This window comes from Myxococcus llanfairpwllgwyngyllgogerychwyrndrobwllllantysiliogogogochensis (genome assembly GCF_006636215.1).
GTDB lineage: Bacteria > Myxococcota > Myxococcia > Myxococcales > Myxococcaceae > Myxococcus > Myxococcus llanfairpwllgwyngyllgogerychwyrndrobwllllantysiliogogogochensis.
Window position 1 is genome coordinate 15,654 of sequence record NZ_VIFM01000136.1, and the last position, 13,940, is coordinate 29,593.

The following is a 13,940-nucleotide window of genomic DNA, read 5'->3' on the forward strand; positions in this document are numbered from 1 at the left end:
TCCATCGGAACGCTGCTAGGGTCGCTCCCGTGTCGCCCTTCGAAAGCGGTCGCCGACTCTGCTTGCTCGTCGAAGCCGGGGAGACCCGTTATGCCGTGGAAGCCACATCCGTCATGGAAGTGGCGATGCCTGGCTCCCATGGAAGCAACCTGCGAGGCGTGCTCGAGGTGAAGGATCTGGCGGCGCTGCTCGGCGGCGCGCCGGAGCCGGACGTGGGCATGGTGGTGGTGCTCGACGTGAGTCCCACGCTCGCGGTGCGGGTCCGCTCGGTGGTGGAGGTCGCGGATGTCGCGCGCGCGCCGTTCTTCCTGTTGCCTTCGGGCCTGGCGGACTCGCTGGCGCCGCTGAGCCGGGGCGCGGTGCTCCACAAGGAGCGTTTGTACCTGGAGCTCATCGCGGAGGCGCTGCCGCACCGGGTGGGGCCTCGGGCCACGCCTGCTCCCCCGCGCCCCGTGCACTGGGCCGAGTCCGTGCCCGAGCGGGCGCTCGTCTTCGAGTCACAGGGGCGCCTGTTCGGCGTTCCCCTGGCCTTCGTGTCCCAGGTGGTGGAGCGGGGTGAGTCCTTCAGCGTCCTGCCCGTGCAGAGCGGACCGGTGGCCGGTATCTTTCCGCATGCCCAGGTCCTGTGGCCCATCTGTTCGGTTCCCGCTTTGCTGGGGGCTCCCCCCGCGCCAGAGCCATTCTTTCTCCTGGCGGAACTGGCGGGGCGTAACGTAGGGCTGACGGCCACGCGAGTGCTGGGTGTCCTGCAGCGCTTCGAGCCGGACGACACCGCGGGAAGCTTCCGCGTCCCTGGATTGCCGGAGCCAGTGCTGTTCCTTGACCTGCAGCGCATGTTTTCTTGATCGTCCCGGAGCGCAAACCGTAAGCTGCCGGGCTTGATACCGTGCCGTGAAGAAGGTTTTCTCGGCCGGATTTCTCAACGAATTCAGGGGGGTCGACGCCCCCGAGGCCCGATACCGATGCCCAAGAATCTGCTGGTCGCCGATGACTCGCTCACCATTCGCAAGGTGATCGGCATGATCTTCGCGACCGAGGACTTTCAGGTGACCGCGGTGGACAACGGGCTGGACGCCATCTCGCGCGTGCGCGAGATGCGCCCGGACGTCGTCCTCGCCGATGTGACGATGCCGGGCAAGAGCGGCTACGAGGTCTGCGAGGCGCTGAAGAACGACCCCGCCACCCAGGGCATCCCGGTGATGCTGCTGGCGGGCACCTTCGAGGCCTTCGACGAGAACCGGGCTCGCGCCGCCCGCGCGGACGACCACGTCACCAAGCCCTTCGAGAGCCAGATTCTGCTCGACAAGGTGAAGGCGCTGGTCGGCCAGAAGTCCAACACGCTGCCGGCCTCCATCGCCACGCAGGTGATTCGTCCTTCCGCCACGCCCGCCGCTCCTGTGGCGCCGCAGCCCGCGCCCGTCGCGGCGCCCGTGGGTGCCCGTCCTGGAATGCCGCCGGGGCCGGGTGCGCGTCCTCCCGGGCCGGGCATGCCGCCGGGGCCTGGTATGGCGCCGCGTCCTCCGGGGCCTGGCATGCCGCCGGGGCCGGGCATGGCGCAGCGTCCCCCCGGGCCTGGAATGGTGCCGGGGCCGGGTGCGCGTCCTCCCGGGCCTGGAATGCCGCCGGGGCCGGGTGCGCGTCCTCCTGGGCCGGGCATGCCGCCGGGACCGGGTGCGCGTCCTCCTGGGCCGGGCATGCCGCCGGGCGCCGTCGCGCGTCCGGGTGTGCCGCCTCCGCCGGGTGCTCCCGCGCCGGGCATGCCTCCTCGTCCAGGCATGCCGCCGGGCCCTGGGGCTCCGGGCATGGTGGCCCGTCCTGGCGCTCCGGGGCCGGGGATGCCGGGGGGGCTGCCGCGTCCTCCGGGCGCCACGCCGCTTCCTCCCATCCAGGGTGGCGCGCCGCAGCCGGCGGCCCGCGCGAGGGATCCGTTCGGGCTGGGCGCTCCCGCCGCTCCGGCTCCCGTGGCCGCGCAGCCCGCCATCAGCATCGAGGACTCGCTGCCCGACACGAGCGGCGCGGAGGAGATCTCGCTCGACATGGGTGGGCCCGTGGCTCCGGCCGCTCCGGCGCAGCGGGGGCCTCCGGTCGCCCGTCCCGCGGCGGATGGGGGCGAGGCCCTGCTGCGCGAGGCGCTGTCCAAGGCTTCCCGTGAGGTCATCGAGAAGATTGCCTGGGAGGTCGTACCGCAGCTCGCGGAGACGATCATCCGCCAGGAGCTCGAGCGGCTGATCAAGGACCGAGAGACGCAGCACTGAGGCGAGTTTCTCGCCGCAAACCTCCTGACTTCCCCGCCGGCCCCCTCAGGGGGGCTGGCCGTCTTCAATGACCGATACGACCGAACTGTCCAAGGCCTACGAGCCCACCGAGGTCGAGGCTCGCCTCTATGCCTTCTGGCTCGAGCGCGACTACTTCCGCGCCGCGGCGACGTCCGACAAGCCCGCCTTCTCCATCGTCCTGCCCCCGCCCAACGTCACGGGCAGCCTGCACATCGGTCACGCGCTGACCGCGACCATCCAGGACATCCTCACGCGCTGGAAGCGGATGAGCGGCTTCAATGCGCTCTGGCTCCCCGGCACGGACCACGCCGGCATCGCCACGCAGATGGTGGTGGAGAAGGAGCTGAAGAAGACCGAGGGCAAGAGCCGTCACGACATCGGTCGCGAGGCGTTCCTCAAGCGCGTCTGGGAGTGGAAGGGCAAGTACGGCGCCCGCATCGGCGAACAGCACCGTTTCCTGGGGGCGTCGCTTGACTGGAGCCGCGAGCGCTTCACCATGGACGAGCCGTCGTCCGCCGCGGTCCGCGAGGTCTTCGTCCGGCTGTACGAAGAGGGCCTGATGTACCGGGCCCAGAAGCTCATCAACTGGTGTCCCTCGTGCCGCACGGCGCTGAGCGACCTGGAGGTCGAGCACGAGGAGAAGAACGGCTCCATCTGGCACATCCGCTATCCCATCAAGGGCAGCGACCGCACGCTCACCGTGGCGACGACGCGCCCGGAGACGATGCTGGGCGACACGGCGGTGGCCATCCACCCCGAGGACGAGCGCTACGTGGGGCTGGCCGGCCAGCTCGTCGTCCTGCCGCTGACGGGGCGCGAGATTCCCATCGTCGCGGACGCGGAGCTGGTGGACCCGAAGTTCGGCACCGGCGTGGTGAAGGTGACGCCCGCGCACGACTTCAACGACTACCAGACGGGCCTGCGTCACAAGCTGCCGATGGTGTCCATCCTGGACGAAGCGGCGCGGATGACGAAGGACACCGGCAAGTACGCCGGGATGGACCGCTTCGAGGCGCGCAAGGCGGTGCTGGCGGACCTGCAGGAGCAGGGGCTGCTCGAGAAGGAAGAGCCGCACAAGCTGTCCATCGGCGCCTGTCAGCGTTGCACCACCGTGGTGGAGCCGCGCCTGTCGCCGCAGTGGTTCATCAAGATCGAGCCGCTGGCGCGTCCCGCGATTGAAGCGGTGGAGCAGGGCCGCACGAAGTTCGTCCCCGAGGCGTGGACGAACACGTACTTCCACTGGATGCGCAACATCCACGACTGGTGCGTCAGCCGCCAGCTGTGGTGGGGCCACCAGATTCCCGCGTACTACTGCACGTCGTGCAGCCCCCGGCAGGGTGACGACACGGACCTGCCGCTGGATGCCCCGACGGTGAAGGTGGGCGGCGTGGACTTCGCTCGCGCGGAGCCCATCGTCGCGCGCACGATGCCGGAGTCCTGCCCCAAGTGCGGCGGCAAGAGCTTCATCCAGGACTCGGACGTGCTGGACACCTGGTTCTCGTCCGCGCTCTGGCCGTTCTCCACGCTGGGCTGGCCTCGCGACACCGCGGAGCTGAAGACCTTCTACCCGACGTCCGTCATGGAGACGGGCCACGACATCATCTTCTTCTGGGTCGCCAGGATGATGATGATGGGCCTGCACTTCATGGGCGACGTGCCCTTCCGCACCGTCTACCTGCACGCGATGGTGCGCGACGAGAAGGGCGAGAAGATGTCGAAGGTCAAGGGGAACGTCATCGACCCCTTGGACGTCATCCTCGGCGCCAAGCCCGAGCAGCTCAACGCGACGCTGAAGAACAAGTTCCCGCAGGGCATGCCCGCGTTTGGCGCGGATGCGCTGCGCTTCACGCTCGCCTCGCTCACCCAGCAGGGCCGCGACATCAAGCTGTCGATGGACCGGCTTGCCGGCTACAAGGCGTTCTGCAACAAGCTCTGGAACGCCAGCCGCTTCGCCCTGATGAACATGGGTGGGTACCAGTACGACGGCCGCTCGCCGAAGGAGCTGCCGCTCACGCTGGCGGACCGGTGGATTCTCTCGCGGCTGCAGCGCGCGACGACGGAGGCCAGCGCGTCGCTGGAGGTCTACGGCTTCGCGGAGGCCGCCTCCACGTTGTACCAGTTCCTCTGGGCGGAGCTCTGCGACTGGTACATCGAGCTGGCCAAGGGCTCGCTCTATGGCGAGGACCCGGCGGCGAAGGACACCACGCGCGCGGTGCTCGTCTACGCGTTGGATCGCGTGCTGCGGTTGATCCACCCGTTCATGCCCTTCATCACCGAGGAGATCTGGCAGAAGCTGCCGATGACCCGGCCGACGGAGAGCATCATGATTGCCCCGTACCCGACGCCGGACACGGCGCTGGTGGACGAGGCGGCCGAGTTGGAGATGGCGCCGGTCATCGCGGCCATCGAGGGACTGCGCACCATCCGAGGCGAGAGCAACCTGTCTCCGGCCACCAAGGTGAAGGCGGTGGTGCAGAGCCCGGACGCTCGCACGCGCGAGCTGCTGGAGCGCTGGCGCGGCTACCTGCTGCCCCTGGCGGGCCTGTCCGACGTGCAGGTGGGGCCTCCGGGCCCGAAGCCTCCCCAGGCGGCGGCCTTCATGGCGACGAATCTGGAGATCTACGTGCCGCTGGCGGGGCTCGTCGACCTGGACGCGGAGCGGGACCGGCTGCGCAAGGAGATGGCCCGCTCGGAGCAGGAGGCGGCCAGCATCCTGCGCAAGTTGGAGAATCCCAACTTCGTGGCCAAGGCGCCGCCCGACGTGGTGGAGAAGGACCGCGCTCGCGTGCAGGAGTTGAAGGAGCGCAAGGCCAAGCTCGAAGATCACCTGCAGCGGATCGCCCCGGAGCCGTCCATGCCTGAGAATCTGCCGACCGAGAGCAGCAGCACGTCCACCGAGGAGAGTGCCTCCCCCTCCCAGCCAGCCCAGGTGAAGGTCGCCCCGTCGAAGGAAGACAAGGGCGGCGTGGACCTGGGCCAGGAACTGAAGGGTGAGATGGGGGACGAGGGCCGGGTGCCCGAGGAGGACCCCCAGGTGCAGGACGCGCTGGCGAAGCTGCGCGAGGGGACGAAGGAAGGCCTGTCTCCCACGGACCACCATGACCTGGGCGTCGCGTACATGAGCATGGGGCTCGTGGACGACGCGATGCGCGAGTTCGGCAAGGCGAAGGAGGGCGGCGACTCCCGCGAGGCTCCGGCCAAGGGCACGGCGTCCAAGCCCGCGCGCACGGGTGGCAAGAAGGCGAAGCCCCAGGCTGTTGCCGCCTCCGAGACCACTGAAGCTCCCGCGAAGCCGGCGGCAGTGAAGGCCCCGAAGGCTTCCAGCGAGAAGCCGACCGTGGCGACGGCCGCCCCGGCGAAGGCACCCGCGAAGAAGGCCCCCGCCAAGGTCGCGAGCACCCCGGCTCCCGCCAAGAAGGCTCCGGAGAAGAAGGCCCCGGCGAAGGCCGCGAGCACCAAGGCTTCGGTGAAGAAGGACTCCGCGAAGGCCGCGAGCACCAAGGCTCCCGCGAAGAAGGGGGCTGCCGCGAAGGCGGCGGGTGGTAAGGCCTCCTCGAAGAAGGCCGCTGCGGTGAAGAAGGCCGCGGGTGGCAAGGCTTCGGCGAAGAAGGGCGCGGTGAAGAAGGCCGCGGGTGGCAAGGCTTCGGCGAAGAAGGGCGCGGCGAAGAAGGCCGCGGGCAGGGCTTCCTCGAAGAAGAGCGCGGCGAAGAAGGCTCCCGTGAAGAAGGCGGCGGCCAAGAAGGCGGGCGGAAGAGCTCCCGCGAAGAAGTCCTCCGCGAAGAAGGCGGCGGCCAAGAAGGTCACCCGGGCGAAGCCCTCGGCACGGGCCAAGGCCCGGCGGTAGCAGGAGGAGACGTGCAGCAGGATTACCTCGATCGGCTCATCGACCTCGCCCTTGACGAAGACCTGGGGGCGGCGGGAGACGTCACCTCGCAGGCCCTCATTCCGCCTGACGCGGAGGGCAGTGCGGAGCTGGTCGCCAAAGAGCAGTTGGTGCTCGCGGGGCTGGAGGCCTTCACGCGCGTCTTCCACAAGGTCGACCCGGACGTCGAGGTGGAGCTGCTCCGCCAGGACAGCCAGGAGATCAAACCCAAGGTCGTGGCCGCCCGGTGTCACGGGCGGCTGCGCTCGCTGCTCGCCGCCGAGCGAACCGCGCTCAACCTCGTCCAGCGCGCCGCCGGCATCGCCACCCTGGCTCAGCAGGCGATGACGTCGGTGCGGGGCTCGAAGATGCAGGTGCTGGACACGCGCAAGACGCCCCCAGGCATGCGCGTGCTGGCCAAGGACGCCGTCCGCATGGGCGGCGCCACCAACCACCGCTTCGGTCTCTTCGATGGCGTGCTCATCAAGGACAACCACATCGCGGCCGTCGGTGGTTCCATCTCCGAGGCGCTCCGGCTCGCCAAGGCGAACGGTCCTCGCCTGTGCAAAATCGAGATTGAGGTCACCAACCTCAAGCAGCTCGCCGAGGCACTCGAGCACGGCGCCGATGTGGTGATGCTCGACAACATGGACGACGCGCAGATTCGCGAGGCCGTGAAGCTGGCGGCGGGGCGTGTTCCGCTCGAGGTGTCCGGTGGCGTCACCCTGGACCGGCTGCCGCGCCTGGCGAAGATGGGCGTGGACTTCGTTTCCATGGGGGCGCTGACGCACTCGGCGCGGGCCATGGACCTGTCGTTGGAAATCACCGCCGCGAAGAAGACGCGCCGTCCGCGCGCCGCCCCTTCGCAGGGCTGAGCCCCGCTCACTCCGGGCCCTTGCTCCGCTGAGCGAGGGCCTGGGCCTTGAGCCCCTCCATGTCAGGCGTGAAGCGGCGCTCGGGCACCAGCCTGGGCCGGTGGACGCGGTCCATCCGGAACATGCGCGCCGCTGACTTCTCCACGTCGCGCGCCAGCACGTACCAGACCGGGGACTCGACGAGCAGCCCGTGTGGCTCCACACAGCGGCGACTCTTCTTCCCGTGGCGGTCCTCGTAGTCGAAGGCGAGGCACACCTGCTCGCGGAACGCCTGCTCGAAGATGGCGAGCAGCTCCTCGGGAGGCGCTCCCAGCTCCGAGAGCACGCGGGCTGTCGCGGGGCGGCCCACCACCACGCGCTGGCAGAGCTCGCGCATGCTCCGGGAGCGCTCCCTCGGCACGCTGGCGAAGAGCTTGTCGAGCCCTGAGCGCGCCGCGCTTCCCCACGGTAACGCGCTCCCCGTCGACGACAGGCTCGCGGCCAGCCATAGCGCGACGACCTCCTCGACGCCGAGGTGGACGGCGGTGACACCCCTGTCTCGCTCCAGGCGAACGCCGCCTCCCGGCCCGGTGTCACTGGCGATGGGCAGGCCCTGCTCCCGCAGGGTGGCGAGGTCCCTGTGGATGGTGCGGGGACTCACCCCCAGCGCCGCGGAAATCTCCGCGACGGTGGTGGCCTCCCGGCCCCGGAGAAAGTCGACCAGATGCATGACTCGGCTGACGCGTGCCATTTGCTGACAGATTCTGACAGAGATGGGCCGTACTCAAGGATTCATGGCGCGGTTGGACGCGCCCCTGAATCGAGGAGGTCGTCATGAAGGGCCCGGCTGGGACGCTGTACGTGGATGACGGTGGTGTGGGTGGGCTTCCGGTGGTGTTCGTCCACTCCAGCGCTGGGAGCACGAAGCACTGGGCGGCCCAGCTCTCGCACCTGCGCGAGACACGTCGGGCGCTGGCGCTGGACCTGCGAGGCCACGGCCAGTCCGAGGTCCCCACCGAGGGAGCGATTTCCGTCGAGGACTTCGCGGCGGACGTGGCGGCGGTGGTGGATGGCTTGAAGCTGGAGCGGTTCGTGCTCGTGGGGCACAGCCTGGGCGGAGCGGTCTGCACGGCCTACGCGGCGGCGCATCCGTCGCGCGTGGCGGGGTTGCTGCTGCTCGACCCTGCTTCCGATGGACGACTGATTCCAGAAGAGCAGGCGCAGGGGCTGATGGCGGTGCTGGGCACCGAGGCGTGGCTTCCGGTCGTCGAGGAGTACTGGGCTCCGATGCTCGCCCCCTCGCGGCCCGAGGTCCGGGAGCAGGTGCTCGGAGGACTGCGTGCCACCGCTCAGGTGGCGGTCCGGTCGGGACTGGGGTCGCTCCTGACATTCGACCCGGTCTCCGCGCTGCGTCGCTATCCGGGTCCCAAGCTGTCCGTCGTGACGGCGCACAACGAGGGTCCCGATGCGTACCAGATTCGGGTGCCTGAGCTGCCGTTCAAGAAGGTGGAGCCCGTCACCGGGCACTGGGTGCAGCTCGATGCACCAGCCTGGGTGAACAGCGTGCTCGACGGGTTTCTCGCATCGGTGCGCTGAGCTGCTCCTCCCGTCGGCGGGGACCTCACGCGGGAGGTCCCATGCCTCGAATCCCGCTCACTTCCCCGTGAGAATCTCCGCGCGAGGCTTGCCCTCCGTGGACGCGGGCATCCCCATCTCGAGCAGCGCCGCGAGCGTGGGCGCCACGTCCACCGGGTCGATCTCCGTCATGTACATCCCCGGCTTGATGCCCTTGCCCGCGAACACCACGGGCACCTGGGAGTCGTATGAATACGGCGAGCCGTGCGTGCTTCCCTCCGGGTCGAAGTAGACGACCTGGAAGGGGCGCAGCAGGTACACCACGTCGCCGCTGCGCTCCGGGTAGTAGCCCTTGCGCAGGGGCGCCAGGTAGCCCGCCGGGTCCGGCGCGGAGAAGAGCTCTTCACGCGTCACCGCCGCGACGACATGGGGCTGCTTCAGCAACCAGTCCGCCACCGCGCGCCGCACCTGCGCGCCATCCACCTTGCCCGACGTCAGCGCGGGGCCGCCGAGGTACACGTCCAGTTCCTCCATCATCACCGTGACGTCCGGGCCGAAGCGCTCCTTCACCATCGCGGAAATGCCCTCGCTGATAGTCTTGGGGTTCATCCGCTGCGCGGGAAGTCCCGCGGCTGCCCACTGCTCGGGCGCCGTCGCTCCACCATGGTCCGCCACCAGCGCGATGGTCAGGTTGGCGCGTCCACCAGCCGCGCGCTCGGCCGCGGAGATGAGGTCCCCGAGCGCCTTGTCCAGCCGCAGCATCGTGTCCTGCATCTCCCACGAGTACGGGCCGTACTCATGGAAGACGTTGTCCGTCCCGCTGAAGCTCACCGCGAGCAGGTCCGGCACCGCGTCCTTCCCCAGCGCCTCTCCGACGATGGCCGCCTTCGCCGCCTCCACCAGCAGGGTGTGCGAGTCCGGCGAGACGCCGAACGCCTTGTAGAAGTTGAGCCCCGGTTCCTTCAGTCCGCCGGTGAGCGGATGGGGGAAGGTGCGGCCCAGGCCATAGGAGTCCGCCTCGTAGCTCCGGTCATCCTCGCCGATGTACTCGGCTCGCGGACGCATCAAGTCCCACGTCTTGCCGAAGTAAGACTCCGGAATCTTCCGCGCGTTGAGCTGCTTCACCCACTCGGGGAACTCCTTCGTGTACCAGGTGCCGGTCACGAACTTCCCCACGCCGTCGTCGAACCACCAGGCCTGTCCCAGCCGGCCCGCCAGGGCGATGGCCGAGCGCGACTTGAGCGACACCGCCACCGCCTTGCCTCGCTCCTGCGTGGCCATCCGCAGCCGGTCCGCGAGCGTCTCCGCCATGAGGTTCGCGGGACTGGCGTCCTGGCCCGGCTTGAGCGTCGCCTCCAGCACCGGATGCGCCGGGTCCACGAACGAATAGACGAGCTTCCCCGTGGAGCGGTCCACCCACCGGTTGTCCACGATGCCGTGACGCCAGGGGTTGGTGCCCGTGGCCAGCGTGGTGTGGCCCGGCGCGGTGCGGCACTTCGCGTAGGCATAACGCGCGTACGGGAAGTAGGCGCCACTGTCGAGCAGTTGACCCAACGCGCCCTGGAGCCGAGGCCGGTTGCGCAACAAGACGTCGCTGCCGAGCGCGTCCACGGTGATGAGCAGGGTGAGTCGGGGAGGACGCGCGGCGGCGGGCAGCGAACCCAGCAGGGCGGTCAGGACGAGGGCGCGAATCATACGTCCAAGAAGCTGCACTGCCCGACGGGGAAGATGCAACCGCCAAGCGCTTCGGCGTCTTGGACGGCGGCAGTCAGCCCCTGCTACGGTCCGCGCCCTCATGGTCGAGGCCCGACTGCGCGTCATCTACGGTGACACCGATCAAATGGGTGTCGTCTATTACGCGAACTATTTCCGCTACTTCGAGTTCGCCCGGAGCGAGTACTTCCGCGCGCGCGGAGGCAGCTACCGGGAGATGGAGAGCTCCGGGTTGATGCTGCCGGTGGCGGAGGCGAGCTGCGCGTACAAGTCCCCCGCGCGCTACGACGACGTGCTCATCATCCGCGCGATGGTGAGCGAGTTGCGCCGGGCCTCGGTCGTGTTCACCTACGAGCTTTTCCGCGAGGGCGAGCCGCGCACGTTGCTGTGCACCGGTCGTACCCTGCACGCGTGCGTGGGGCGCGACGGCAAGCCCACGCGGTTGCCGGAGTCCGTGGCCCGGCTGCTGGAACATCCGAACGCAGGAACCTGAAGGAGCACAGACGATGGATCGCAACCTTGCAATGGAGGTCGTGCGCGTCACCGAGATGGCGGCCATCGCCTCCGCCCGACTGATGGGACGCGGCGACAAGAACGAGTCGGATCAGGCCGCCGTGGACGCCATGCGCCGCGCCTTCGACGCGCTGCAGATCGACGGCACCATCGTCATTGGCGAGGGCGAGCGCGACGAGGCGCCCATGCTCTACATCGGCGAGAAGGTGGGCCGACGCGGCGAGGGTGACCCCGCCGTGGACATCGCGTTGGATCCGCTGGAGGGCACCAACCTGTGCGCCTACGGCCGTCCGGGCTCCATCACCGTGGTGGCCATGGCCAGCAAGGGCGGGCTGCTCAACGCGCCGGACACGTACATGGAGAAGCTGGCCGTGGGCCCGCGCGCCCGGGGCGCCATCGACCTGCGCAAGAGCGCCACGGAGAACCTGCGCGCCGTCGCGGAGAAGATGAAGGTCTACGTGGAGGACCTCACCGTCGTCGTCCTGGACCGTGAGCGGCACCAGGACCTCATCAAGGAGATCCGCGCCGCGGGTGCTCGCATCCGGCTCATCGAGGACGGTGACGTGGCGGGCGCCATCGCCACGTGTTTCGAGGGAACGGGCGTGGACGTGCTGATGGGCACCGGTGGAGCGCCCGAGGGCGTCATCGCCGCGGCGGCCATCCGCGCCACCGGCGGCGACATGCAGGGCCGGCTGGTGCCCCGCAACCCGGGCGAAATCGAGCGCGCCAAGAAGATGGGCATCACCGACATGGCGAAAATCTATGCCGCCGAGGAGCTGGCCCGGGGCGAGGTGATGTTCGCCGCCACCGGCGTCACCAGCGGCGACTTCCTCAAGGGCGTGCGCTTCTTCGGCGGCGGCTGCGAGACGCACTCGGTGGTCATGCGCAGCAAGACGAGCACCGTGCGCTTCATCCAGTCCCTGCACAAGTTCGACAAGAAGCCGGGCTACGCTGCCTTCTAGGCCGTCCCCTCGACGCTTTCGGAGACCGACACCATGCCTGGCGCCTCGCGGACCATCGTCATCAACGCCCCCATCGAAAAGGTGTTCGACGTCATCACCCAGTATGAGCGCTACCCGGAGTTCCTGTCCGAGGTGAAGGAGACCCGCACCGCGAACCGGAAGGACAACACCGTCGACGTCCACTACAAGGTCGACGTGATGAAGACGGTCCGCTACTCCATCCGGGTGGTGGAGGAGCGCCCGCGCCGCATGTCCTGGACCTTCATCGAGGGCGAGGTCATGAAGGACAACAAGGGCAGCTGGGTGCTGGAGCCCGAGGGCGAGGGCAAGACGCGCGCGACCTACAACGTGGAGATGGCGCTGGGCCTGCTGGTGCCCAAGGCCGTCGTCAACGCCCTGGTCGACACGTCGCTGCCGAAGATGCTGGAGGCGTTCAAGCGCCGCGCTGAGGCGCCCTGAACGTGGCAGACAGGGGTCGCTCTAGACCCCATGTTCCTCGCTGACCCGCCCGCCTGGGAGTAGACAGGCGGGCAGGCCCTTCCGCCGGGTGCCCGCCGCCCCGAATGCCGGAGGTGTGCCAGGGAGTGGGTCCGCTTGCGGGCCGTCGCGAGGGCATTAGAATCAACACCATCCCGACCGGAAGTTTCGGGTCTCCATGACATCTACGCCACGGTTCCCCTGGCTCGGATGTCGGATGGCGGACGAGCAACCGTGCGAGATGGCGGCAGTGTACCCAGTGCGGAACCGGGGTTCTTAATTTGCATCTGAGAGTGGTGGCAGTGATTTCTGGGCGGGACGGCGGGCGTACATCGGGGTACGTAGGCTGAGGGGAGACGGAAACCCATGCTCGACGCCTTCATCATCGAAGAAATCAAGCGCAGGGAGCGCCGCCGGGAGGAGCACGACAGGCCCGTGGTGGAGCTGCCGCTGCCCATGCCCGACGACCGCCCGCGTCGTAGGACTGAAACCGACGAAGAGAAGCCCCAGCGGGGCGTGGTGGTCATCGACCTGCTGGCCTGAGTGACAGTCGCGGCCCCCAGGCCGCATTGGCGTGGCAACGAGCCCGCGGCGGGCGTCCCCCCTGAGGACCGTCCCCCGCGGGCTTCGTGCATCCAGCGCCCCGCACGGGCGACGTCAGGCGGGGACCAGGCTCAGCAGATGCCGGGGGTGGTAGACGTCCCAGAGCGGGCCCTTCACCGTGCCGAGCGCCTCCAGCACCTGCTTGCGCCACTCGGCGGGCAGCGCCTCCTCGCCGTGGAAGGCACCCACCAGCGCGCCCGTCACCGCGCCGTGGACCTCGGTGTCGCCGCCTCGGTGGATGACGTCGATGAGGGCGGCCTGGGCCGTGGGCGCGTGGAGCAGCTCCCAGAAGGCCAATCGGAAGGCGACGTGGATGGCGTGCTGGGCGCGGTGCACGTGCAGGTCCGGACCGTACAGCCGGGGGTCGTCGTCGCGCGCGCGCGCCAGGTCCTCGCGCAGCAGGCTGGAGGCGAAGGAGACCTCCTGGACGTAGTCGGGGGCGGAGCGCCCCAGCGCCGCGCCGGCCAGCAGGATGCCGGACTCCGCGGCGGTGAGGAGGTCCTCGGCCTTCAGGTCGGCGCCGGACGTCGTGGCCTTGGCAATGGCGGCGGTGAAGGCGGCGCACGCCAGTTGGCAGCGCGGGTCGAAGTGGGTGAGCGCGGAGTCCTCCAGCGTGGCCTGGGTGCGGGCCTTCGGGTCGCTCGCCAGGTACACACCCAGCGGGGCGATGCGCGCGAGGCTGCCAGCGCCCACGGCCTTGCGGTGGCCGCGCAGCCAGACGCGCTTGCCCGAGCCCAGGGGCGGCAGGCCGGCCTGACAATCCTCCAGCACTTCCTTCATGGCCTCGCTGACGTCGAAGGCGTGAGGCTGCCAGGCCCGGTAGCGGCGCAGCGCGTCCGCGGCGTCATAGCGCTTGAAGTCGCGCAGGCTGTGCCCCAGGCAACAGGCCAGGTGGACCTCCTCCGTCACCTGACCCTTGCGCAGCTGATGAGGGCCTCCACCCATCAATCTGTCGTAGGGCCCATCCGCCATAGAGGGGAAGGGCGCGGCCTGCAGCGGACGGTGCGCGGTGGGCACGGCGAGGGCGTTGCCCACGGCGAGTCCGAGCAGGGCACCCCTGCGTCGCTGGGCGAGGAGGGGGTCGGGCCCCTGGGGGGCATTGCGG

Annotated in this window: 12 protein-coding genes; 9 read left to right on the plus strand and 3 right to left on the minus strand. The window is 69.4% G+C overall.

What is annotated here, in order from left to right:
- The first annotated feature begins 29 nt into the window (after positions 1-29).
- From FJV41_RS28695 to nadC, 4 genes are all read left to right on the plus strand, one after another.
- Entirely contained in the window at positions 30-845 is an 816-nt protein-coding gene (locus FJV41_RS28695; RefSeq protein ID WP_141645757.1) for a chemotaxis protein CheW, read from the plus strand.
- Positions 846-962: 117 nt separating this feature from the next.
- Positions 963-2,255, plus strand: a complete 1,293-nt coding sequence (locus FJV41_RS28700) for a response regulator (RefSeq protein WP_141645758.1) — start codon at positions 963-965, stop codon at positions 2,253-2,255.
- Between the two features lie 67 nt (positions 2,256-2,322).
- Positions 2,323-6,120, plus strand: a complete 3,798-nt coding sequence (locus FJV41_RS28705) for a valine--tRNA ligase (RefSeq protein ID WP_141645759.1) — start codon at positions 2,323-2,325, stop codon at positions 6,118-6,120.
- A gap of 11 nt (positions 6,121-6,131) precedes the next feature.
- Complete coding sequence (gene nadC / locus FJV41_RS28710; RefSeq protein WP_174455614.1) at positions 6,132-7,013, plus strand: carboxylating nicotinate-nucleotide diphosphorylase; 882 nt, start codon at positions 6,132-6,134, stop codon at positions 7,011-7,013.
- Between the two features lie 7 nt (positions 7,014-7,020).
- On the opposite strand, the gene FJV41_RS28715 is transcribed toward nadC, so the two are convergent.
- Positions 7,021-7,722 carry a helix-turn-helix transcriptional regulator gene (locus tag FJV41_RS28715; RefSeq protein WP_246137472.1) on the minus strand — a complete coding sequence of 234 codons (702 nt, stop codon included), beginning with the start codon at positions 7,720-7,722 and terminating at the stop codon, positions 7,021-7,023.
- 104 nt (positions 7,723-7,826) lie between these two features.
- Between FJV41_RS28715 and FJV41_RS28720 the strand changes: the two genes are divergently transcribed.
- Positions 7,827-8,588, plus strand: a complete 762-nt coding sequence (locus FJV41_RS28720) for an alpha/beta fold hydrolase (RefSeq protein ID WP_141645761.1) — start codon at positions 7,827-7,829, stop codon at positions 8,586-8,588.
- A gap of 57 nt (positions 8,589-8,645) precedes the next feature.
- On the opposite strand, the gene FJV41_RS28725 is transcribed toward FJV41_RS28720, so the two are convergent.
- Entirely contained in the window at positions 8,646-10,262 is a 1,617-nt protein-coding gene (locus FJV41_RS28725; protein WP_141645762.1) for an alkaline phosphatase family protein, read from the minus strand.
- Between the two features lie 100 nt (positions 10,263-10,362).
- Between FJV41_RS28725 and FJV41_RS28730 the strand changes: the two genes are divergently transcribed.
- From FJV41_RS28730 to FJV41_RS52530, 4 genes are all read left to right on the plus strand, one after another.
- On the plus strand, positions 10,363-10,773 hold the full coding sequence (locus FJV41_RS28730; RefSeq protein ID WP_141645763.1) for an acyl-CoA thioesterase: 411 nt from the start codon (positions 10,363-10,365) through the stop codon (positions 10,771-10,773).
- A 13-nt stretch (positions 10,774-10,786) separates the two neighbouring features.
- Complete coding sequence (gene glpX / locus FJV41_RS28735) at positions 10,787-11,755, plus strand: class II fructose-bisphosphatase (RefSeq protein WP_141645764.1); 969 nt, start codon at positions 10,787-10,789, stop codon at positions 11,753-11,755.
- A 33-nt stretch (positions 11,756-11,788) separates the two neighbouring features.
- Positions 11,789-12,214, plus strand: coding sequence for a type II toxin-antitoxin system RatA family toxin (locus tag FJV41_RS28740; protein ID WP_141645765.1), 426 nt, complete (start codon positions 11,789-11,791; stop codon positions 12,212-12,214).
- A 384-nt stretch (positions 12,215-12,598) separates the two neighbouring features.
- Positions 12,599-12,775: a hypothetical protein gene (locus tag FJV41_RS52530; RefSeq protein ID WP_174455609.1), complete on the plus strand. Its 177-nt coding sequence runs from the start codon at positions 12,599-12,601 to the stop codon at positions 12,773-12,775.
- 114 nt (positions 12,776-12,889) lie between these two features.
- Here the strand turns inward: FJV41_RS52530 and FJV41_RS28745 are convergent.
- A partial coding sequence (locus FJV41_RS28745) for an ADP-ribosylglycohydrolase family protein (RefSeq protein WP_246137473.1) occupies positions 12,890-13,940 on the minus strand: 1,051 nt, incomplete at its 5' end.

What these genes read in the sequence shown, in the direction of transcription:
- FJV41_RS28700 (WP_141645758.1), top strand. Translation starts at nt 963, where the DNA reads ATGCCCAAGAATCTGCTGGTCGCCGATGACTCGCTCACCATTCGCAAG.
- FJV41_RS28705 (WP_141645759.1), top strand. Translation starts at nt 2,323, where the DNA reads ATGACCGATACGACCGAACTGTCCAAGGCCTACGAGCCCACCGAGGTC.
- FJV41_RS28715 (WP_246137472.1), bottom strand. Translation starts at nt 7,722, where the DNA reads ATGCATCTGGTCGACTTTCTCCGGGGCCGGGAGGCCACCACCGTCGCG.
- FJV41_RS28720 (WP_141645761.1), top strand. Translation starts at nt 7,827, where the DNA reads ATGAAGGGCCCGGCTGGGACGCTGTACGTGGATGACGGTGGTGTGGGT.
- FJV41_RS28725 (WP_141645762.1), bottom strand. Translation starts at nt 10,262, where the DNA reads ATGATTCGCGCCCTCGTCCTGACCGCCCTGCTGGGTTCGCTGCCCGCC.
- FJV41_RS28730 (WP_141645763.1), top strand. Translation starts at nt 10,363, where the DNA reads ATGGTCGAGGCCCGACTGCGCGTCATCTACGGTGACACCGATCAAATG.
- glpX (WP_141645764.1), top strand. Translation starts at nt 10,787, where the DNA reads ATGGATCGCAACCTTGCAATGGAGGTCGTGCGCGTCACCGAGATGGCG.
- FJV41_RS28740 (WP_141645765.1), top strand. Translation starts at nt 11,789, where the DNA reads ATGCCTGGCGCCTCGCGGACCATCGTCATCAACGCCCCCATCGAAAAG.
- FJV41_RS52530 (WP_174455609.1), top strand. Translation starts at nt 12,599, where the DNA reads ATGCTCGACGCCTTCATCATCGAAGAAATCAAGCGCAGGGAGCGCCGC.